Consider the following 20,078-nt stretch of genomic DNA (forward strand, 5'->3'; position numbering starts at 1 on the left):
CACTCGCCCGTTGCCCGCGAGGAGACCCCCGTGTACGACATGAATCACTCGCACGACGATGCCGCAGCCGAGGCGCGGCCCGACATGCGCGACCCGCGCCACCCGCGCGCCCCAGGCGCCCCGCGCGACCACCGCCGACTCGGCCGCGAGCTCGGCCTGTTCGGCACCGATCCGCTGATCGGCGCGGGGCTGCCCTACTGGCTGCCGGACGGCGCGGACGTACGGCACGCCCTGGAGGAGTACATCCGCGACGCCGAGCGGCGCGCCGGCTACCGGCACGTGTACTCGCCGGTGCTGGGCAAACGCGAGTTGTACGAGATCTCCGGGCACTGGTCGCACTACAGCGACGACATGTTCCCACCGATGGATCTGGGCGGCGAACAGGTGGTGCTGCGGCCGAGCCTGTGCCCGCACCACGCCGTCATCTACCGGTCCCGCTCGCACAGTTACCGTGAGCTGCCGCTGCGCATGGCCGAGATCGGCGGCATGTACCGCGCCGAACTCTCGGGTGTACTGGGCGGGTTGAGCCGGGTCCGGGCCATCCACCTCAACGACGCGCACATCTTCTGCACCCTCGACCAGGTCGCCGACGAGGCGCGCGCCGCGCTGGAGATGATCCGCCGCGCGTACGAGGCGCTCGGCATCCGGGCGTCCCGCTACCGGCTCTCGCTGCCGGGCCCAGGCGGCAAGTACGTCGCCGACCCGGCGAAGTGGCGGCGCTCCACCGCCCTGTTGACCGCCGTACTGGAGGATTCCGGGCTGCCGTATGAGTCCGAGGAGGGCGAGGCCGCGTTCTACGGGCCGAAGATCGACGTCCAGGTCGTCGACGCGGCGGGCCGGGAGTCAACCCTCTCCACCGTCCAGGTCGACTTCCACCAGCCCGAACAATTCGATCTGCACTACATCGGCGCCGACGGCGCCAAGCACCGCCCCGTGATGGTCCACCGCAGCATCGTCGGGAGTGTGGAGCGAGCCGTCGCCCATCTCATCGAACAGCACGGCGGGGCCTTCCCCGCCTGGCTCGCCCCGACCCAGCTGGTGGTCCTGCCGGTCTCCGAAGCCCAGGTGCCGGCCGCCGAGCGTCTGCTGCGGCGGTGCGCGGAGCTCGGACTGCGGGCCGAGCCGGCCGGACCCGAGCACGGCAGCCTGGGCGCGCGCGTCCGGGCCGCCCGTCTCGTCCCCTATCAGGCCGTCATCGGCGCGAAGGAGGACGCGGACGATCGGGTCGCGCTGCGGCTGCGCGACGGGCGGCGCCTGGACCCGTTGCCCGCCGCCGAGGCTCTGGAACGCGTCCGCGCACTGGTGGCGCGGCACCGGACCGAGCTGTGGGACGCCGAACCCGGGGCGCGGTGAAGGCGTCAGAACACCCCGACGCTCCTCGGACCACCCCGACGGTTTCAGAGCACTCCGACGATCAGCGTCACCCCCATGACGGCCATCGTCGCCGCGATCAGGAAGTCGAGGGCGCGCCAGGCCGCGGGGCGCTCGAAGAAGCCGCTGAGCAGCCGGGCTCCGTAGCCGAGCACCGCGAACCAGCACACGCTGCCGACCATCGCGCCCAACCCGAACGCCCAGCGCAGCCCGTCATGGCTGGCGGCGACGGAGCCGAGGAGCAGGACCGTGTCGAGGTAGACGTGCGGGTTGAGCCAGGTCAGAGCCAGGCAGGCGAGCAGTGCGCCGCGCCGTGACCCGGCGGCCGAGCCGGTCGCCGTCAGCGCGGCGGGCCGCAGCGCCCTGCGTGCGGCGAGCACGGCGTACGAAAGGAGGAAGGCGCCGCCCACCAGTCCGATAAGGGTCAGCGCCGGCGGCCACGCGGTGACCACGGCGCCGACCCCGCCGACACCGGCGGCGATGAGCATGATGTCGGACACGGCACAAATGGCCACCACGCCGAACACCGCCTGGCGTCGGATGCCCTGGCGCAGCACGAAGGCGTTCTGCGAGCCGATGGCGACGATGAGCGAGAGTCCCGTGCCGAAGCCGGCGGCTGTGGCGGTCAGTGTCGATCCCATGACCACGACGTTAATGATCATTGTCGCTCTAAGTACAGGTAAGGATTCTCACGTGGTCCGCACACCGCGCGTCCGGCGTCCGGCGCGTTCGGCGGACGTTCGCGCGGCGTGTGAACGTGCGGCGCACGCGACTCCTGTCTAGCGTCACTGACATGACGACTGATCCGCAGAGTTACGAGCTCCTGCTGGTGCCCGAGTTCACCGAGAACGCGGCGGGATCCGGCGACACCGCCGACGCCCACGCCCTGCGTTCGGCGGTGGTGGTGGCCACCGGCGAGACCGGCGCCTCCGGCTATCCGCGGTACGCGGGGGACGGCATGGAGGCCGACATCGACCCGGCGACCCGCGCGGTCGAGGCACTTCTCGTCGACGGGGCCGAACTCGACTACGGGCTTTCGGTGCGGGTCGCGGACCGCGCCCGCTGACACCTCGGCCGCACCGTCCGAACACACGCCGGAATACACATCAGCCACATGACAGAAAGAAACGAAGCGTCAAAAACAATGTCGCACCAGTTTCGACTGCTTGGCTTGAACGCATCCCTTTTCTTGGGTGTCGACAGGATGACCCGGTAGGCTTCCGACTTCGAAATGGGCATGGACCGAAGTGAGCAAACCTCCTGCCGACGACGTTGGGAGCTGGTCATGCGACCGGACGGGCGGATCGGGGGCCTCGTTCAGTCCCTCTCGGAACACCTGGTCAGGAACATGGACGAGCACCGCTGGGAGGGCGCGCGCCGCGATTTCCTGCAGCGCGGATTCACCACCCTGCCCTTCCTGGCGCCTGACGAAGTCAAATCAGCGGTGGCGGACGAAATCGAAAGTCTCGTCGAGGCGCACGGCGTCCGCCGCGGAATGAGTTTCAAGGAGACGGGGCACACACCCCGGCAGATGCGCAATGTCCGCCATCGGGAAATAAGCGAGCACGGCACCGTCATCCCGGAGGTGTACACCGCCCCCGATCTCCTCGCGGCGCTGACGCGGGTCGCGGGCGAGCCGGTCCTCCCGTGCCCCTACGAACCGGAGCGGTACGTGATCACCGAGCTGGAGCAGTCCGGTGACACCCACGGCTGGCACTGGGACGACTACAGCTTCGCGCTCGTCTGGGTCGTCGCCTGCCCGCCCGCCGAGCACGGCGGATTCGTCCAGTGCGTACCGCGCACGTACTGGAACAAGCAGGACCCGCAGCTGCACCGGCAGTTCATCGCACAGCCCATCCATTCCTTCGAACTACGGCCGGGCGACCTGTACTTGATGCGCACCGACACCACCCTGCACCGCGTCTATCCGCTGAGCCGCGGCCGCCGGCTCATCATCAACATGGGGTACGCGTCCCAGGCGGATCTGCACAAACCGATCAGTCACGAGACGATGGACGGGCTCTGGCACGGCTCGCGCGAGGAACAGGCGGGTCAGACCGTATGACGTCGCTCGAGGGGGCCCCCGCGGAAGCGTCCGGACCCCCTCAACTACCGCGGCAGCTCGGCACGTCGGGGCTCGTGGCCCATTACGTCACCTCCGTGATGGGTGCGGGCGTCCTGCTGATCCCCGCTCTCGCCTGGGCCGAAGCGGGCCCGTTGTCCCTCGTCGCGTGGGGGGTGCTGATCCTTTACAGCTACCCCTTCGCCCTGATCTTCGCGAAGATGTCCGTGCTCCACCCCACCAGCAAGGGCGTCGCCCAGTTCGTGGAGGCGGCGTTCGGCACCCGGGCGGGCCGCGTCGCCGCCGTCTTCCTCCTCCTCACGCTGCTCGCCGGCAATCCGGTCCTCGGGCTCGCGGCCGGCCGCTATCTGCTCTCGGCGGTCGACCCCACCGCGTCGAACCGCGCCGCGCTCCTCGCGGGCGCCGCCGTCATCGTGTTCTGCCTGGCGCTCAACCTGTGGGGCATCAAGGTGAGTACGCGCGCCCAGATGGTGGTCCTCGGCGCCGTCGTGCTGTTGCTCGTCGTCGTCATCGGTCTGGCCCTGCCCGAGGCCGACTACACCCGCCTGACGCCGTTCGCGCCGCACGGCTGGGGCGCGCTCGGCAGTACGTTGCTCATCTGCTTCTTCGGGTTCATCGGCTGGGAGAACGCGGCGCCCGTGGCCGAGGAGGTACGCGACCCCGGGCACACCTTCCCCAAAGGCATTCTCTACGCGGTCAGTTGTGTCGGCCTGCTCTACTTCGCCATGGCCTTCACCGTCTCGGTGGCGCTGCCCGAACCGGCCGCAGGGCAGTCGGACATCACGGCGTTCGTACGCCTCATCCAGGTGGCCACCGGATCCTCGCTGCAGAGGAGCGGCTTTCTCGTCGCCGGAATTCTGCTCCTTCTCACCACCAACGCCTGGTGCCTGGGCACTTCGCGCGTCGTCTTCGCTCTCGCCCGCGACGGCGTCCTGCCCGCCGGACTCAGCAAGCTCTCCGCACAGGGGACGGTGCCGGCCCGTGCCGTGCTCGCGCTCCTGCCCGGCTACGCGGTGTCGGTCGTTCTCCTCCTGATCACCGACTCCAGCGAGTCCACGCTGATCAAGGCGTCGTCGGCCACGTATCTGCTCATCTTCCTGATGGCGTTCCTCTCCGCCGCCCGGCTGCTCCCCCGGGGCGGTGCCGCCCGCCTGAACCTGGCGCTCATCGCCACGACCGTCGCCATACTGCCGTTCTTCGGCATCAGCCTCGCCATCGCCCTGGCGATGCTCCTCCTCTCCGTCGTCGCCGAACGGTGGCTGCGCAAGCGCGTGACCCCACCCACCGAGACAGGAGTCCTCATATGACCGCGCGACACATCCTGCGCATACAGGACCTCTCCGCCAAGGAGATGCACTCCCTGCTCGACCTCGCCGAAGCGATGAAGCGCGGCGACGACACCCGTGCCCACCTGACGGGCCGCTGCATCGGCCTGCTCTTCAACGTCCCCTCCACTCGAACCAGGGTCTCCTTCCAGGTCGCCACCTCCCAACTCGGCGCCGACAGCTTCCCGTACGGCGTGGAGGAACTCCGGCTCGCCAACCGGGAGTCGATCGAGGACACCATCGGCGTGCTCAACCGCTATCTCGACGCGCTGGTGGTGCGCTGGTACGACATGGACGAGTACGGCGCGGGCCACCGGCGCCTCCGTACGATGGCAGAGCAGGCGACGATTCCCGTCATCAACGCACTCGACGACGAGGAGCACCCCTGCCAGGTCCTCGCCGACCTCATGACCCTGCGCGAGCTGTACGGGGCGGAGGTACCGGCCCAACGGATCGTGTACGCCTGGTCCTACTCGCCGCGCCAGAAGACCCCCGGCGTCCTGCACTCCTCCATGATGGCCGCGGCCGTGCTGGGCCATCGCATCACCGTCGCGCACCCGCCAGGCTTCGCACCGGAGGAGCGGGTGACCCGGGCAGCCCGGTCGGTCGCCGCCCGCACCGGCGCGAGCATCGAGCTCACCCATGACCTGGAGGACGCCGTCAAGGACTGCGCGGCGGTGTACACGCTGAGTTGGAAGTCCCCCACGCTGGTCGGCCAGGAGGAGATCCAGGCGCGGACCCGGCTCGCGGACCGGTGGCGCGTCACGGCTCCGCTGATGCGACGGGCCGCCGACGAAGCGGTGTTCCTCGACTGCATGCCCAGCAACCGGGGCGAGGAGGTCGACGGCGAGGTGAAGGACGGCCCGTGGTCAAAGATCTTCCAACAGGCCGAGAACCGTCTCCACACCCAAAAGGCCCTGCTCACGCAGCTGTTCGACGGCACGCTGTCCGGAGATGCGCGATGACGGCGGCCGGTTCGGACACGCGGGTCGCGCTGGTGACCGGGGGTGGCGGTGGCATCGGCAGCGCCGTGGCGCGACGGCTCGCGGACGAGGGGGCGGCCGTCGCGGTGGTCGACCGGGACGACGCGGCGGAGGCGGTGGCCGGACGTATTCGCGGCGCGGGCGGGCGGGCGGAGGCGTTCCTGTGTGACGTGTCGGCGGAGAGTGATGTGGCGGCCCTGGTCGAGAAGGTCAGCGGCAGGCTCGGCGCCGTAACCGACCTGTGCTGTGTGGCGGGCAGCATTCGGCGCGGCACAGTGCCGGATCTGTCCCTGGCGGACTGGCACCGGTCGTTCGCGGACAACGTGGACTCCGTCTTCCTGATGTGCCGGGCGGTGCTGCCGCTCATGGAACGGGCCGGGCAGGGCCGCATCGTGACGGTGGCCTCCGGCTGGGGTCTGCGCGCCGGGGAAAAGGCCGCCGCGTACTGCACGGCCAAGGCGGGAGTGGTGATGCTGACCCAGGCCATGGCCCTGGACCACAGCCCCGCGGGCATCCGCGTCAACTGCGTCGCACCGGGCGACACGCGCACCCCCATGCTGGCCCGCGAGGCCCGCCAACTCGGCCAGTCCGACACGGAGTTCCTGGCAGAAGCAGCCGACCGCCCACTGGGCCGGATCGGCACACCGGAGGACATAGCAGCGGCGGTCGCCTTCCTGGCGGGCCCCGACGCGGACTTCGTCACGGGTGCGGTGTTGACGGTGGATGGGGGTGGGAGCGTCTGAGGCCGCGCAGTCGTGCGGTCGCGCTAAGCGGGGCTGCGGCCCGCGGGTCGGCGGTAAGGATGGCTGGCGCTACTCGAGCCGCTCCCCCAGCTTGGCCATGCTCCGCTCCGAGCCCTTTGTGAACCACCACTCGAAAAGGCGGACGTGAAGACCCCACGCCACGCTCCGGACCAGGTGATAAGGCGGTCTACCGTCAAAGATGGCCATCTCGGAGCTGTCGCATTCAAGGCGAACCCGCCAGCGTTGATGGTGGGCCAGCAGCTCGAGTTCGACCGTGAAGCGTCGCCCGTGCTCGACGACGACGAGGGAGACCACGTCGAGTTTCGCCCCTCCGTCGTAGAGCTCACCCATCAGATGCGGGACGAGAAGATCGCGTACGCCTTCTGCTGACGGCACGAGGGCTTCTCCCATCACCATGTCATTGCACGCGCCCGCCCGACCGTATGCGGGGACCGGCTCGCCGTTTAGCCTCAATTTCGTTGAAAGGGGTGAGGATGGATCAGATGGTCTTCGAGTCCATAGAGTACTCGGCTGCATGCCAGGACTGCGGTGCAGAGTCGGCGTGGTGGGGTGTTCAAGCCCTGGTGAACGGCTCCTTGAGCTGGGACACGACATCCGAGTGCTCTGCCTGCGGGTCCATGGTGGCCGTATGCGGGGACGACCTGCCTGTCGAACTGCGGAAGCGGCTGCTCTCCGAGCATGGACCGGCACGCCTGCAGGTGGATCCGGCGGCAAGGAACGCTCAGATCATGCTGGTTCTGCGGTCGGAACTCGGCATCGCCCTGGCGGAGGTCAAGTCACTGCTGAAGGAGGTTCTGGCTGGAACCCACTCAGGCACGATGCCTGAGATCGAGCTCCTGGCCCGCATGCTGCGGGCGTCCGGCGTTGACGCCGTCGCCGTTCGGCCCTAGAGGCGCAGACCTGGCAACTCGACGACTACGACTCCCCAGGTAGCCCGCAGACCCGATCCGTCTCCCACCTCATCGGCGACCCGGCCGGCGCCGGATCGCCGCGTCGGCCCGGCGACGTCGGCGGTCAGTCGGCCTTGGGAGCGCACCGCATGCCGATGTAGACGCAGCGGGTGCCGTCGGGGAGGGCGGAGAAGATCACCGGGGTGTAGTCCGTGCTGAAGGCCGAACCCACGCCCGTGCCGGCGAAGGCCGTCTCCGTGACCGGCAGCAGGTTGATCCCCAGGGGTCCGAGAGATCCTTCATGCCGTCGACGAACTCGTAGAGCGCGTGCCCGGCACCGTCCTTCTCGGTCACCGTGATGACCACGCCCTCGCGCTGGTACGTGCCGACGAGCGGCGCCCAGTTGACCGCGGGCGGCGTCGGCGCCGGGGCGAAGGGCTCCGGCATGGTCACCTCGGCCAGATCGGCGAGAAGCTCGCGGTAGAGCGCCGCGTACACCTCGCGCGCACCGCCGCCGTTGGTGAGCAGCCCTACGGCGACGCCGGCCGACGGCACCACGCGCAGGTAGCCGTACTGCCCGATGGAGGCGCCGTCGTGGCCGTAGCCCGCGACGCCGTTCCAGTCGTACAGGGTCCAGCCCAGGCCCCAACCGTCCGAGCTGACCGTCCACTTGTCGGGGCAGTCCACCTCCCGACGCTGCATGAGGGCGACGGTCTCCTCGGAGAGCACGCGGGTGCCGTTCTCGGCCACGCCGCCGGCAAGGTGCATCCGTGCGAGCCGGGCGAGGTCACCCGCGGTCGCGATGACCCTGCCGTACGGGCCCGCCGATCGCGGCATCATGTCCCATGCCGGCGCCGGTTCCGGCTCCTGGCCCGGCTCGCCCAGGTGCCCCATGGCCGCCCGGAAGCGCAGCGCCTCCTCGGGCAGGGTCATGGTGCGGGTGAGGCCGAGCGGGGTGAGCAACAGGTCCTTGAGTGCCTCGTCCCACGTCTTGCCGGTCACCACCTCGACGATCCGGCCGAGCACGTTGTAGCCGACGCTGCTGTACGAGATCGCGCTCCCGGGCGGGCAGTCCAGCGCGATGTCCCTCGCGGCCTCGACGTACTTGGCGAGGCAGTCGTCACCGCGCCCACTGTCGTGATTGAAGTCGCAGGTCAACCCGCTCGTGTGGCTGAGCAGCCGGCGGACGGTGATCATCCGGGTCACTTCGGGGTCGCCGATCGAGAACTCCGGCAACACATCCGTGACCGGTGCGTCCAGTTCCAGCCGGCCGCCCTCGACGAGCCGCATCACCAGGGTCGCCGTGTAGATCTTGGCTATCGAACCCATCTGGAAGACCGAGTCGGTCGTCGTCGCCACGCCCGTGCCGCGGTGCAGGACGCCGCTCGCCCAATCGTGGACGGTCCCGTCGACGAGGACGGCCAGCGACGCGCCCGGCACGTGGTGCTCGGCGCAGAGCTGGTCGAGGCGGGCCTGCCACCGGGCGAGATCCAGCTTCCGCCCGGCCGAGTTCCGGGTCCCCCAGGCCCATTCGACACTCCAGTTGCCCTGCTCGTCGTGGGTCGTGACGGTCTGCGCGGTCTGAGTCCGCATGGCGGGTCCCCCTAAGTTGCGTAGCGAGTACGGCGTTCCCCTGATGCGAACACTGTACGCATCAGCAATCGGCGTTCGCAAGGTGCGTACGGTGTCGGCTACGGTGAGGGGGACAAGCAGCAGATGGACCGACGATGGATTGAAGAGAGTGGGCGCGCATGTCTGCCGACCCGAAGCCGATCACCTCGGTGTGGACACGTCCGCATCGCCCGCAGCGGGAGCAGCTGACGCGGGAGCAGATCGTGGCCGCGACGATCGAGCTGCTGGACGCCGAGGGCGTCGAGGCGCTCAGCATGCGCAAGCTCGGCACCCGGCTGCAGGCCGGGGCCACGTCCCTCTACCGGCACGTGGCCAATCGGGACGAGCTGATCCAGCTGGCCGTGGACGACGTGTTCGGCGAGCTGGACCCGCCGGTCGCCGCCGCCCGCGACACGTGGCGCGCCGCGGTCGCCCACGCCGCCACCGACCTGCGGGCCATGGTCCTGCGCCACCCCTGGATCGGCCCCGAGCTCGGCCAGGTCGGGCTTCTCCACGTCGGCCCGAACGCCGTCCGCATGACCTCGGGGCTCCTCGCGCAGTTCGAGGCGGCCGGCTTCCCCGCGGGCGAGGAGGACCAGGCCGCGTCGGCGCTCATGTCGTACGTCATCGGCGTCGCGACCAGCGAGGCCGCGTACCTCTCACTGGTCGCCCGCAGCGGTGCCTCCGAGCGCCAGTGGCTCTCGGAGCACAGTCCGGAATCCGGCGATGAGGCAGACCCGCGGCAGGTGCGCGAGGACCGCTTCACGTATGGACTCGACCGCATCCTCGACGGCCTCACCGGCCGCCTCGCGCCGGGCAGTGGAGGCCAGGCGTAGCTCCGGTGGCGTGGGCAGACCGGCGATGACCTTACGGCCGAGGGTAGTTGGGGCCGGCGTAGTTGGGGGCGGGGGAAGTCAGGGCCGGGGCACGGAGAGCTACTCGTTCGCCGCGTCCGCGGCCGTACGCCGGGGTGGCCGCGGCGGGGACGGCGGCCCGGTGATGCTGCCGGTGTCGGCTTCGGTGAGGCTGCCGGCGTCGATTGTTGGGCCACGGACGTGAGCAGGATGCGCTCGCTGCGCGCGTAGCTGCGCATGGCGTGGAAGGCCGCGTCGAGGGAGGTGTTGTGCTGGGCGGCGAGGAATCCTTTGGCCTGCTCGATGATGATGCGGCTGTGCAGAGCGGTGTGCAGTTGGTCGTTGACGGTCTCGGTGTCCCGCAGGGTGCGGGCGTGGAGCAGGCCGATGGTGGCCGCGTCGGCGAACGCCTGAGCCAGCATGAGGTCACCGGTCGGCAACGCACTGTCGGTGGTGCGCAACAGCAACAGGCTCCCGATGCTCTCCTCGCGTAGGCGCAGGGGCACCGCGCTGGCGTAGGAATAGCCGGCCTTACGAGCGGTCGTGGTGAAGTCGCGCCAGGCGGCGGGCGCGTGGGCGAGATCGCCGGGGGCGACGACGTCGGCGGTGCGGTGGCGTCCAGGGCGGGGCCTTCGCATAGGGCCAGGTCCAGCACCTTGCTCAGCGAGGGACCGGGGTCGCACGGGGCGGGGCTGTACAACTGCGGCCCCGGGTAGGCCAGCAGGACCGCGACGTCGGTGACGTCGAGAATGTCGCAGCAGCGGACGGTCAACTGCTGCAGGAAGTCGATGACGTCGAAGTCCGCGACGAAGGTGTCGGCGAGTTCGACGAAGGTTTCGGTGATCTTGCTTTCACGGCTCATGCCTTGACTCCTCTGTGCGCGGGAACCCTCCACGGATCCCGCGCCAGGCGGCTGGTTCACGACGGCAGTTCCCTCGCCAGGATCTCGCGAGCGGTCTCGGTCAGGGGCTGACCCGCCGCGAAGGCCCGGGCCCGCATTCGGACCAGCGCCTCCTCCAGCGACACGCCGAGCCGGCAGCTGAGTACGCCGGTGGCCTGATGCACCTCGACCCAGTGCAGGTCGATCGCGCCTGCCTCGCCCGGCTCGATGGACGGGTCGTCGGCGCCCGACCGCCAGGCCAGCAGCCGACCGGCCAGCGCGTCGGCCACCCGCAGCCCGTCCGCCTCCTGCCGCACGCTCAGCGGACCCGGCGTTCTGCGGTAGCCCGTGAGCGCACCCATCCGTGCCGCACCCGTGCGGACGGGCCAGATGAACACCGCCCGCACCTGCAACGCCCGCGCCTCATCGCCGAACTCGGGCCACCGCCCGCCCACGGACAAGTCCGCCAACTGATACGGAATCTGCGTGAAGTCGCCGGACGCACAGCCTCGACCGGTGCCACTCTTTGTGCTCGTGAGGTTACAGCGGGCAGCCCTGTCTCGGGGCGCTTTCTCGGGTGGCAGGGAGGGCGCCGAGCGGGACCCGGCGCGTACGGGTCGGAGCCGTCGAGTGACGGGCCTGCGTAGCAGAATGCACGTCACCCGCACCCACCTTGGAGCATGCCGTGACCGCCCTCGCCCTGTACCTCCCCGGCTCCGGCGCCACCCCGCGCTGGTTGCAGATCACCGTCGGCGTCGTAGTCCTCGGCCTGATCGCCGCGCGCATCTGGCTGTTCATCCGCCGCCGGAAATAGCAGCCTCGGTGCTCGATGGTCGCGCTCGGCGCTTCAGCGTCAAGCGAGGGCCGACGTAAGCGGTCCGGCTACACCGCCGCCTCCACGGCCGCGCCGATCGACGCCAGCGCAGCGCTCACGCTCTCCTTCAGCGATCGGGCGCTCGCCCCGGCCCGGGAGCGCAGATTCACCCCGTACGCCACCAGCGCCAGCACTTCGGCCGCCGTGGCCGGATCGGCGCCGCCCGCCAGCTGCCCGCGCGCCTGCGCCGCCACCAACGCGGCATGCAGCGCGTCCCGCAGCCCCTTGTGGTGCTGGTCCAGGAGTCGGGCGACGGCCTCGTCACTGCTCTCGGCACCGCCGTGAGCATTGGAGACCATGCAGCCCCAGCGCGCGTACTCGCCCGAGCAGCGCGCCTTGATCAAGCCGGAGAAGAACTCCTCGACGGCGGGCAGCCCCCGCTCGTCCTCGGCGAGCCGGCGAAACACCGGCTGCGAACGGTTCTCGAGGTAGCGGCGCAGGGCGGCCAGGTAGAGCTCCTGCTTCCCGCCGAACGTGGCGTACAGGCTGGAGCGGTTCAGGCCGGTCGCCGACACCACGTCCTGGATCCCGGTCGTCGCCACGCCCCGCTCCCAGAACAGCCGCAACACGGCGTCCAACGCCGTCTCCGGGTCGAAGTGCTTGACGTCCGGCATGGCCGACCTCACCAACTTGAACTGGGGGTTCCAAGATAGTGGCGTCGAGTGCGTGATGGACAGGCCGGGTGTCCGCGGGAGGGGGCCGGATACCCGCTCCCGACCCGCCTCGGCCAACCACAACCCAGCACCGGCCCCACAACAACCCCCGCATGGCGCCCACTTGGCAGGACAGCCCACACACCCCTATCTTGAAACGAGTGTTCCAAGTTCGGTGGCCCAGCCTCACGGCTCGGCCACGCACCCCGCGCACGAGAAAGGGCACACACATGTCGCTCAACGCCGAACTGCGCGCCTTCCACGAGGCCCGACGGCTGGAAATTCCCGCCGAGATACGGCAGGTCATGCAGCGGGCGGACGCCGAACTCGCCGCGTCCGGCCAGGCCGACCGTGCACTTTCCACCGGCGCGCAGGCCCCACGATTCACGCTGCCCTCCGCGACCGGTGAAGCCGTCGCCCTCCGTCAGCTGCTCGACCGAGGCCCGGTGGTGCTCACCTTCTATCGCGGCTCCTGGTGCCCATACTGCAACCTGGCCCTGCGCTCCCTCCAGCAGCACCACGGCGAGATCACCGACCGCGGTGCTCACCTCGTCGCAGTGTCGCCGCAAGTCCCCGACGAGTCCCTGTCCCTGGCCGAGAAGCACGCCTTGGACTTCACCGTTCTGAGCGATGTCGGATCCGAAACCGCCAAGGCGTACGGTCTGGCCTTCGAACTGCCCGACGACCTCGCCGCCGCCTACGACAAGCTTGGGATCGCCCTCGATCGCGTCAACGGCGGCCACCCGCGCACCCTTCCGGTCCCCGCGACCTACGTCATCGACCGGGGCGGCGTCCTCCGCTGGGCCTTCGCCGACACCGACTACACCAAGCGCGCCGAACCGGCGGACATCCTCGCCGCGCTCGACGCCTTGCGTTAGTGCACCTCGTGTGTGCAGCTCGTGAGTGCACCTCGTGTGTGCAGCTCGTGAGTGCAGCTCCTTGTGGCACTCCTCGCGTTGTAGATCACGTGTTCTAGGATCCCGGGATGAGTGACGATCTTCGCCTGACGGTCCTGGGATCCGCGACGCCGTACCCCAGCGTGGACAACCCGTGCTCGGGCTACCTGGTGTCGAGCCGTGAGACCCGGATCTGGGTGGACGCGGGGAGCGGGACGCTCGGCCCGCTCCAGCGGCATGCGCGGCTGGACGAGCTCGACGCGATCTGGATCTCCCATCTGCACGCCGACCACAGCGCGGACCTGCTCACCGCGTACTACGCCGTCCTCTACGCGGACATCAGCCTGGCAGCGTCCATCCCCCTCCTCGGCCCGCCGGGGATCGCCGACCGGCTGGCCGGGTTCCTCACCAACTCGTCGACCCGCAGTCCGGTCGAATCCGCCTTCGCGGTCACCGAGTTGTACGACGGCCACGAGGCGACCGTCGGCTCGCTGCGGCTGACGAGCCGGGCGGTGTCGCACGGCATGCCTGCGTTCGCCGTGCGCGTCGAGGCGGACGGCAGGTCCCTGGTGTACTCCGGGGACACCGCGCCGTGCCCGAACCTCACGCAACTGGCCGAGGGATGCGACGTGTTGCTGTGCGAGGCAGATTCCGACGGTGCGCCGGATCCTGCCGACGGCGACCAGGTGCACCACACCCCCGAGGACGCCGGCGACACCGCCCGCGCGGCCGGGGCAGGCCGACTGATCGTCACGCACGTCGGCCGCTCCCTCACCCCGCAGCAGGCCGTGGCCCGCGCATCCGCCCGCTTCGACGGGCCCGTCGACCACGCTGCCCCCGGCTCCACCTTCACCATCGGTCAGGCCCCTCCGGCAGCGTCCCGCCGACCTCAGGCCCCGGCTGCGCCACGGTTCGCGTAGGCACGCACGTCCGCATCGCTGTCCGTGGTCGCGGCGGCGAGAGCGGCGCGGGCGTCGGGGTCCGTCGCGTGGGCGAGGAGCGCGAGAACGGCGGCCTTGCGGACGTCCGCCTCGGGGTCGGCCGAGGCTTTGGCGAGGCCGGGTACCGCCGGGTCGGCCGGGGCCGCGCTCAGCGCGGTCGCGGCGCCCGCCCTCACCTGCCAGGCGGGATCGCCGAGCGCGGACACGGCCCGTTCGGCGTAAGGCAGCGGGCAGCCCGTGGCGGCGAGTCCGGTCAGGGCCGCCGCCCTGACCAGTGGGTCGGGGTCGTCGATGAGCGGGGCGAGGTGCGCCGGCGCCGGATCGCGCACCGCCGCCAGGCCGCGGGCCACCGCGACCCGCACCTCGCGGGCCGGGTCGGCCGCGGCGCCGACAAGTTGGGCGGTCGCGTCCACGGAGACCAGGGCCCGCACCGCGTGGATGCGGACGCCGATGTCGGTGTCGCCGAGCGCGGCGGCGTACACCTCGGCGGCGCCGAGCCGCAGTTCACGCAGTACGTCGAGGGCGGCGCCGCGCACCGCGGGGTCCGCCACGTCAAGCGCCGCCCGAAGCCCCTCCCCTAGCTCGGGGCCCGCCGGCAGCACCTCGGCCAGCTCGCGCAGGGCCCCCGCCGCGGCCTCCCTGACCTGGCGCGCCGGGTCCCGCAGCCGTGCCGCGAGTGCGGGGCCCGCGCCGGCGGGTGCCGTCTCGGCCAACACGGCGACAGCGGCCGCCCGCACCGCGGGCTCGGGGTCGGCTAGGTAGGGGGTCAGGGCGTCGAGCCCGGGTGCCTCCTCTGCGAGGGCGAGCAGGCGGAGGAGAGCGGGGTTCGACGCGAGCCCGGCGTCCGCATCACGGCTCTGCGCTAGCCCGGCGTCCGCATCGCGGCTTTGCGCGAGCCCGGCGTCCGCATCACCGTTCAGCACGAGCCCGTCACCCGCATCACCGTTCAGCACGAGCCCAGCGTCCGCATCACGGCCCTGCGCGGGCAGCGCATGCGCGTCGGGGCTCGATACGGGTCCGGCACCCTGGGTGGGACCGCTCGATGCCGGACCGGTGCCTGCGACAGGAGTAGACGCGGCCGAATGCGCCGCCGGTGCCGTGTTCCTCGGGCCCGCCGTCGCCACCGGCACCAGCGCAACCTCGCCGAGCGGCCGGTCCTCCCCCGCCACCGGGGCGAACTCCGGCACCGGCACCACGTACGGCTCGACCGCGCGGGCCCTGAACTCCATGGCCCCCGACGGCGCCTTGTACAGGTCGAGGTGGTGCAACCAGCCCGCGTCGTCGCGCGCGGGATGGTCGAGGCGCTCGTGGTACAGACCCCAGCGGGACTCGGTCCGCGCCAGCGACGCGCGCGCGGCCATCTCCGCGCAGTCCCGGATGAACGACACCTCCGCGCACCGCATCAGCTCATGGGCGGTCCGCGCCCCCATGCCGGCGATCTCGCCCCGCATCCGCTCGAACGCCTCGACCGCCAGCGACAGTTTCGCCCCGCTCTTCGGGGGCGCGACGTAGTCGTTCACGAAGCGCCGCAGCTTGTACTCGACCTGCGGCTGCGGCGGCCCGTCGGGATTGCGCAGCGGGCGGTAGACCAGTTCGTGCGCGGCGGCGAGCTGGTCGCCGGGCAACTCACCTTCATAGGCGCGGTATTGGGCCGCGTCCGCGCCTGCCAGGTCGCCGAAGACGAACGCGCCGATCATGTAGTTGTGCGGTACGCAGGCCAGGTCGCCGGCCGCGTACAGACCGGGCACGGTGGTGCGGGCGTGCGCGTCGACCCGCACTCCGGACGCCGAGTGGCCGCCGCACAGTCCGATCTCCGAGATGTGCATCTCAATGTCGTGCGTGCGGTAGTCGTGGCCGCGCCCCTCGTGGAAGGCGGCGCGCGTGGGCCGTTCGGTGCTGTGCAGGATCGACTCGACGGCGCTGATGGTCTCCTCGGGAAGGTGGCTGAGCTTCAGGTACACCGGGGCCCGGTCGGAGGCGAGCTCCGCCGCGAACTCGGACATCATCTGCCCCGACCAGTAGTCCGACTCCACGAACCGCTCGCCGTGCCGGTTCACTTGATAGCCCCCGAAGGGGTTGGCGACGTACGCGCACGCGGGGCCGTTGTAGTCCTTGATGAGCGGGTTGATCTGGAAGCACTCGATCCCGGTGAGCGCCGCCCCCGCGTGGTAGGCCATGGCGTAGCCGTCCCCCGCGTTGGTCGGGTTCTCGTACGTCCCGTACAGGTAGCCGGACGCGGGCAGTCCGAGGCGTCCGCAGGCGCCGGTGGCCAGGATCACCGCGCCCGCTCTGACGGTGACGAACTCGCCCGTACGGGTGTTGAATCCCGCCGCACCGACGGCACGTCCGTCCACGGTGAGCACCCGTACCGGCATCACCCGGTTCTCGATGCGGATGCGCTCCCGCATCTCGCGCCGCCTGAGCTGCCGGTAGAGGACCTTCTTGACGTCCTTGCCCTCCGGCATGGGCAGTACGTACGAGCCGGAGCGGTGCACCTGACGGACCGCGTAGTCGCCGTGCTCATCCTTCTCGAACTTCACGCCGTAGGACTCCAGGCGCTGGACCATCGCGAAGCCGCGCGTGGCGGTCTGGCGGACCGTGGACTGGTCGACGATGCCGTCGTTGGCGCGGGTGATCTCCGCTACGTAGTCGTCCGGTTCGGCACGGCCCGGGATGACCGCGTTGTTGACGCCGTCCATGCCCATGGCGAGGGCGCCGGAGTGGCGCACGTGCGCCTTCTCCAGGAGCAGCACGTCCGCGCCGTGCTCGGCTGCGGTCAGGGCGGCCATGGTGCCCGCGGTGCCGCCGCCGATGACGAGGACGTCGCAGGAGATCTCGGTCGCGTCGGCGAGGGCGGGGATGGCCAGGGGGGAGTCCACGGGCGCGCCTTTCACGAAGGGGGTATGGGAGGTGCTGGGCGTACGAGGGGTACGGGGCAGTACCGGGTTACAGCGACGCCAGGACTCGGCGGCGGAGTTCGGTCGTGCCGGGGGCGTTGCGGGCGTCCCGCTGCCGGGGGTGCGGGACGTCCAGGACGTCTCCGGAGGGCAGCAGGACGATCCGGTCGCCGAGGTGCAGCGCCTCGTCCACGTCGTGGGTGACGAAGACGACGGTCGCACCGGTGCCGTGCAGGATCTCCACGAGAAGGTCCTGCATGCCGGCGCGTGTGTGCGGGTCGAGAGCGCCGAACGGCTCGTCCATGAGCACCGAGCGGGGCTCCCCGGCCAGGGCACGGGCGAGCTGCACGCGCTGCCGCTGTCCGCCGGAGAGCTGACGGGGCAGCTTGCGGGCGTGCTCGGCGAGACCGACCCGCTCCAGCCAGTCGTCGGCGGCCCGCCGCCGTTCGGCCCTGCCCACCCGGCGTATGGCCAGGGGGAGTTCGACGTTGGCGCGGACGCTGCGCCAGGGCAGCAGCGCGTCCTCCTGGAAGACCAGCGCGCGGTCGGCGGCGGGCCCGCGGACGGCCGCCCCGTCCTGGGTGACCCGCCCGCCCAGCGGCGGCAGCAGTCCGGCGAGGGTGCGCAGCAGCGTGGACTTGCCGCAGCCGGAGGGGCCGAGCACGGCGACGAGTTCACCGGGCGCGATGCGCAACCGTACGGTCCCGGGGAGCACTTGGCCCTCGCGGTGGCCGAGTCGTACGTCGTCCAGGTTGAGTTGCGCGCCTTGCCGGGCGGGGGCGTCCACGCCGGCCACGGGGCCGCGGTGTACGGGGCTCATGCGACGGGCTCCTTGTCGAGGGCCGGTACCGGGGCGGGAGTGGGGAGGGAGTCCACCGGCCCCGCGGCGCGGACGGCGCGGCGTGCCGCACGGGACGGGGCCCGTTCGGGCGGACGCGGCAGCCAGGCGGTGGCGCGGCGGCCGAGGACCTCCACCGCGGTGGAGGTCAGCCAGCCGAGGGCGCCGATGGTGGCCATGCCGACGAAGACGCCCGGATAGTCGACGACCGTGTAGTCCTGCCAGGTGCGGTAGCCGACCCCGTACTCCCCGGAGATCATCTCCGCGGAGATCACGCAGATCCACCCGACGCCGATCCCCACCGAGAGGCCGCCGAAGATGCCGGGGAGCGCGCCCGGCAGTACCACCGAGAACAGCACGCGCAGCCGGCCGCCGCCCATGGTGAGCACGGCCTCCTCCCACACCGGGGTGAGGGCGCGCACCGCGTGCCGGGTGGAGACCAGGACGGGGAAGAACGCGGCGGCGCAGGTGATGAAGACGATGCCCTGTTCGTTGGTGGGCAGGAGCAGGATCGCCACCGGGACCAGGGCGATCGCCGGGATCGGGCGGGCCACTTCCACCAGCGGTCCGAGCAGGTCGGCGGCCCACCGCGACCGGGCGATCGCCGTGCCCGCCGCGACCCCGAGGACCGCGGCGAGCAGGAAGCCGACGAGGATGCGGCGCAAGCTGTGGACGAGGTCCTGCCAGTACGGGGCGGTGCCCACCCGGTCGCCGAAGGCGGCCGCGACCTCGCCGACCGTGGGGAATTGGCCGAACCGCAGCCACAGGTCGACGTCGAGGGTGGTCAGGAGCTGCCAGAGGCCGAGGGCGGCGGCGAGCGACGCGACCCTGACGAGCCTGCGGACGATGTTCATGACGCCGACTCCACGGCGTCCGCGTAGCTGATGACGCGGGCGCCCGCGTGCCGTTCCGTGTAGGTCTTGGCATGGCTCGGCGTGACGAAGGCGCGCAGCTCGGAGCCGTCCGCCACCCACACGGCCCGGTCCGCGAACCAGGGGGTGCCGGTCAGGGCGTCCGGCACGTAGGCGGCCCGGACGTCGGACTTCTTCGCGGCCGCGACGGCCGCGAGGAGCTTCTTCGGGCCGGCGAAGGTACGGGTGGTGTCGTGGCCCCTGAGCCACAGCTCGGACGTGGCGGCGCCCGCCGTGGGCTTGGGCGTGGGATGGGCGGCGGCTCGGGCGATCCGCTTCAACGGCTTCGGGGCGACGAAGGCGTCCACGTCGACGTCGCCGACCAGCTTGGCCGCCTTGAGGACGGGGACGTCCTTCTTCAGGGCGGCGACCAGTTCGGGCCGCAGCGCCGGGTCGAAGGTGGCGATGCCGTGGGCGCCGTTGTACAGGTAGACCGCCTCGGCGGGCAGCCCGGTCTCCTTCGCCACCGACTCGGCGGCGGCGACCGGCCGCTCGCGCAGGTAGTCGGTGGCCCGCCGCTGTGCAGTGAGGAAGTCGTCGAGCACTCCGGCCCGCTCCTTCGCGAACTCCTCGCGGACGGTGACCCCGTGGAAGGTCGGCAGGTTCAGATCGGCGCCGTCGTACAGCGCCTTCGCCTTTCCCTCGTAAGCCAGCTGCCCCGGCCAGGCGACGAACTGCGACAGGGCGTCGACGCTGCCGCCGGACAGGGCGGACGCGCCCACGCTGGGCTGCTGGTTGAGCTTGTGGATGTCCTTCTCCGGGTCGATTCCGGCCTGCTTCAGGGCCCGGATCAGCGTGCCATCGGCGGCGGAGCCGACGCTGGTCGACACCTTCTTGCCGCGCAGTCCCGACAGGGACCGCAGCGTCGAATCAGGCTTGGTGACCACGGTGTTGAGGCCGCCGCGCAGGTTGTAGCCGGTGACCGAGACGAGCCGCGTCGGCTGCCCGAGCTGTTTGCCGCGGGCCGCGTTGATCAGCAGCGGATAGTCGCCCATCGACCCGATGTCGATCTTTCCGGTGGTCATCTGGGCGGTGATCGGGGCGCCCGTGGCGTAGTCCTGCCACTTCACCTCGTACTTCTTGCCGTCCTTCTTGCCGCGCGCGGCGAGCTCCTCCTCGAAGTAGCCGAGGGAGCGCAGCAGGGTGCCGGCGGTGACGGTGTTGATGGTCTTCGACTGGTACCCGACGGTCACCGTGACGGTGTCGGAGTCATCGGCTCCGGCCACGCCGCCGCACGCCGTGGCCAGGGGCAGCAGCAGGGCGAGTGGGAGGAGGCGGGTGAGGGTGCGGGCGGGTACTTGGGTGCA

The 20,078-nt window shown here is 71.0% G+C and carries 19 protein-coding genes and 2 pseudogenes; 11 read left to right on the top strand and 10 right to left on the bottom strand.

The genetic code is table 11. The features are described 5' to 3' along the window. The first annotated feature begins 84 nt into the window (after positions 1–84). The gene (thrS, locus tag ACZ6CV_RS34380) at positions 85–1,353 is read left to right on the top strand and encodes a threonine--tRNA ligase (protein ID WP_469255586.1); all 1,269 of its coding nucleotides are present in this window, start codon (positions 85–87) and stop codon (positions 1,351–1,353) included. A gap of 44 nt (positions 1,354–1,397) precedes the next feature. On the opposite strand, the gene ACZ6CV_RS34385 is transcribed toward thrS, so the two are convergent. Further along, a complete protein-coding gene (locus ACZ6CV_RS34385) occupies positions 1,398–2,012 on the bottom strand; it encodes a LysE/ArgO family amino acid transporter (protein WP_469255419.1) in 615 nt (204 codons plus the stop codon). 152 nt (positions 2,013–2,164) lie between these two features. Between ACZ6CV_RS34385 and ACZ6CV_RS34390 the strand changes: the two genes are divergently transcribed. From ACZ6CV_RS34390 to ACZ6CV_RS34410, 5 genes are all read left to right on the top strand, one after another. Continuing rightward, positions 2,165–2,437, top strand: a complete 273-nt coding sequence (locus tag ACZ6CV_RS34390) for a hypothetical protein (protein ID WP_469255421.1) — start codon at positions 2,165–2,167, stop codon at positions 2,435–2,437. Positions 2,438–2,656: 219 nt separating this feature from the next. Further along, complete coding sequence (locus ACZ6CV_RS34395) at positions 2,657–3,436, top strand: HalD/BesD family halogenase (RefSeq protein WP_469255424.1); 780 nt, start codon at positions 2,657–2,659, stop codon at positions 3,434–3,436. Beyond that, positions 3,433–4,761, top strand: a complete 1,329-nt coding sequence (locus ACZ6CV_RS34400) for an APC family permease (protein WP_469255426.1) — start codon at positions 3,433–3,435, stop codon at positions 4,759–4,761. The genes ACZ6CV_RS34395 and ACZ6CV_RS34400 overlap by 4 nt, the downstream gene beginning before the upstream one ends. Next, entirely contained in the window at positions 4,758–5,744 is a 987-nt protein-coding gene (locus ACZ6CV_RS34405) for an ornithine carbamoyltransferase (RefSeq protein ID WP_469255428.1), read from the top strand. Before ACZ6CV_RS34400 ends, ACZ6CV_RS34405 begins: the two co-directional genes overlap by 4 nt. Then, positions 5,741–6,505, top strand: coding sequence for an SDR family NAD(P)-dependent oxidoreductase (locus ACZ6CV_RS34410; protein ID WP_469255430.1), 765 nt, complete (start codon positions 5,741–5,743; stop codon positions 6,503–6,505). The genes ACZ6CV_RS34405 and ACZ6CV_RS34410 overlap by 4 nt, the downstream gene beginning before the upstream one ends. Before the next feature lie 69 nt (positions 6,506–6,574). On the opposite strand, the gene ACZ6CV_RS34415 is transcribed toward ACZ6CV_RS34410, so the two are convergent. Further along, complete coding sequence (locus tag ACZ6CV_RS34415; protein ID WP_469255432.1) at positions 6,575–6,901, bottom strand: hypothetical protein; 327 nt, start codon at positions 6,899–6,901, stop codon at positions 6,575–6,577. 98 nt (positions 6,902–6,999) lie between these two features. Between ACZ6CV_RS34415 and ACZ6CV_RS34420 the strand changes: the two genes are divergently transcribed. Then, on the top strand, positions 7,000–7,416 hold the full coding sequence (locus ACZ6CV_RS34420) for a hypothetical protein (protein ID WP_469255434.1): 417 nt from the start codon (positions 7,000–7,002) through the stop codon (positions 7,414–7,416). 124 nt (positions 7,417–7,540) lie between these two features. Here ACZ6CV_RS34420 and ACZ6CV_RS34425 read toward each other — a convergent pair. Then, positions 7,541–9,009, bottom strand: a pseudogene (locus tag ACZ6CV_RS34425) (serine hydrolase domain-containing protein). Between the two features lie 158 nt (positions 9,010–9,167). Here ACZ6CV_RS34425 and ACZ6CV_RS34430 point away from each other — a divergent pair. Further along, complete coding sequence (locus ACZ6CV_RS34430; protein WP_469255436.1) at positions 9,168–9,863, top strand: TetR/AcrR family transcriptional regulator; 696 nt, start codon at positions 9,168–9,170, stop codon at positions 9,861–9,863. 263 nt (positions 9,864–10,126) lie between these two features. Here ACZ6CV_RS34430 and ACZ6CV_RS34435 read toward each other — a convergent pair. Further along, a pseudogene (locus tag ACZ6CV_RS34435) lies at positions 10,127–10,519 on the bottom strand (ANTAR domain-containing protein); the annotation flags it as partial. 280 nt (positions 10,520–10,799) lie between these two features. Beyond that, positions 10,800–11,231, bottom strand: coding sequence for an ANTAR domain-containing protein (locus tag ACZ6CV_RS34440; RefSeq protein ID WP_469255438.1), 432 nt, complete (start codon positions 11,229–11,231; stop codon positions 10,800–10,802). Positions 11,232–11,446: 215 nt separating this feature from the next. Between ACZ6CV_RS34440 and ACZ6CV_RS34445 the strand changes: the two genes are divergently transcribed. After that, entirely contained in the window at positions 11,447–11,575 is a 129-nt protein-coding gene (locus ACZ6CV_RS34445) for a hypothetical protein (protein WP_355807248.1), read from the top strand. Between the two features lie 68 nt (positions 11,576–11,643). Here ACZ6CV_RS34445 and ACZ6CV_RS34450 read toward each other — a convergent pair whose 3' ends face one another. Continuing rightward, positions 11,644–12,249, bottom strand: a complete 606-nt coding sequence (locus ACZ6CV_RS34450) for a TetR/AcrR family transcriptional regulator (protein WP_469255440.1) — start codon at positions 12,247–12,249, stop codon at positions 11,644–11,646. A 269-nt stretch (positions 12,250–12,518) separates the two neighbouring features. Between ACZ6CV_RS34450 and ACZ6CV_RS34455 the strand changes: the two genes are divergently transcribed. Next, positions 12,519–13,166, top strand: a complete 648-nt coding sequence (locus tag ACZ6CV_RS34455) for a peroxiredoxin-like family protein (RefSeq protein ID WP_469255442.1) — start codon at positions 12,519–12,521, stop codon at positions 13,164–13,166. Positions 13,167–13,273: 107 nt separating this feature from the next. Further along, a complete protein-coding gene (locus tag ACZ6CV_RS34460; RefSeq protein ID WP_469255444.1) occupies positions 13,274–14,104 on the top strand; it encodes an MBL fold metallo-hydrolase in 831 nt (276 codons plus the stop codon). Here the strand turns inward: ACZ6CV_RS34460 and ACZ6CV_RS34465 are convergent. From ACZ6CV_RS34465 to ACZ6CV_RS34480, 4 genes are all read right to left on the bottom strand, one after another. Beyond that, positions 14,074–17,004, bottom strand: coding sequence for a fumarate reductase/succinate dehydrogenase flavoprotein subunit (locus ACZ6CV_RS34465; RefSeq protein ID WP_469255446.1), 2,931 nt, complete (start codon positions 17,002–17,004; stop codon positions 14,074–14,076). The two genes, ACZ6CV_RS34460 and ACZ6CV_RS34465, sit on opposite strands and share 31 nt — an antisense overlap. A gap of 67 nt (positions 17,005–17,071) precedes the next feature. Further along, positions 17,072–17,842, bottom strand: coding sequence for an ABC transporter ATP-binding protein (locus ACZ6CV_RS34470; RefSeq protein ID WP_469255448.1), 771 nt, complete (start codon positions 17,840–17,842; stop codon positions 17,072–17,074). Next, the gene (locus tag ACZ6CV_RS34475) at positions 17,839–18,714 is read right to left on the bottom strand and encodes an ABC transporter permease (protein ID WP_469255449.1); all 876 of its coding nucleotides are present in this window, start codon (positions 18,712–18,714) and stop codon (positions 17,839–17,841) included. The genes ACZ6CV_RS34470 and ACZ6CV_RS34475 overlap by 4 nt, the downstream gene beginning before the upstream one ends. Then, on the bottom strand, positions 18,711–19,997 hold the full coding sequence (locus ACZ6CV_RS34480) for an ABC transporter substrate-binding protein (protein ID WP_469255451.1): 1,287 nt from the start codon (positions 19,995–19,997) through the stop codon (positions 18,711–18,713). Before ACZ6CV_RS34480 ends, ACZ6CV_RS34475 begins: the two co-directional genes overlap by 4 nt. Positions 19,998–20,078 lie beyond the last annotated feature (81 nt).

The sequence above is a fragment of the Streptomyces sp. NPDC041713 genome (assembly GCF_055591085.1).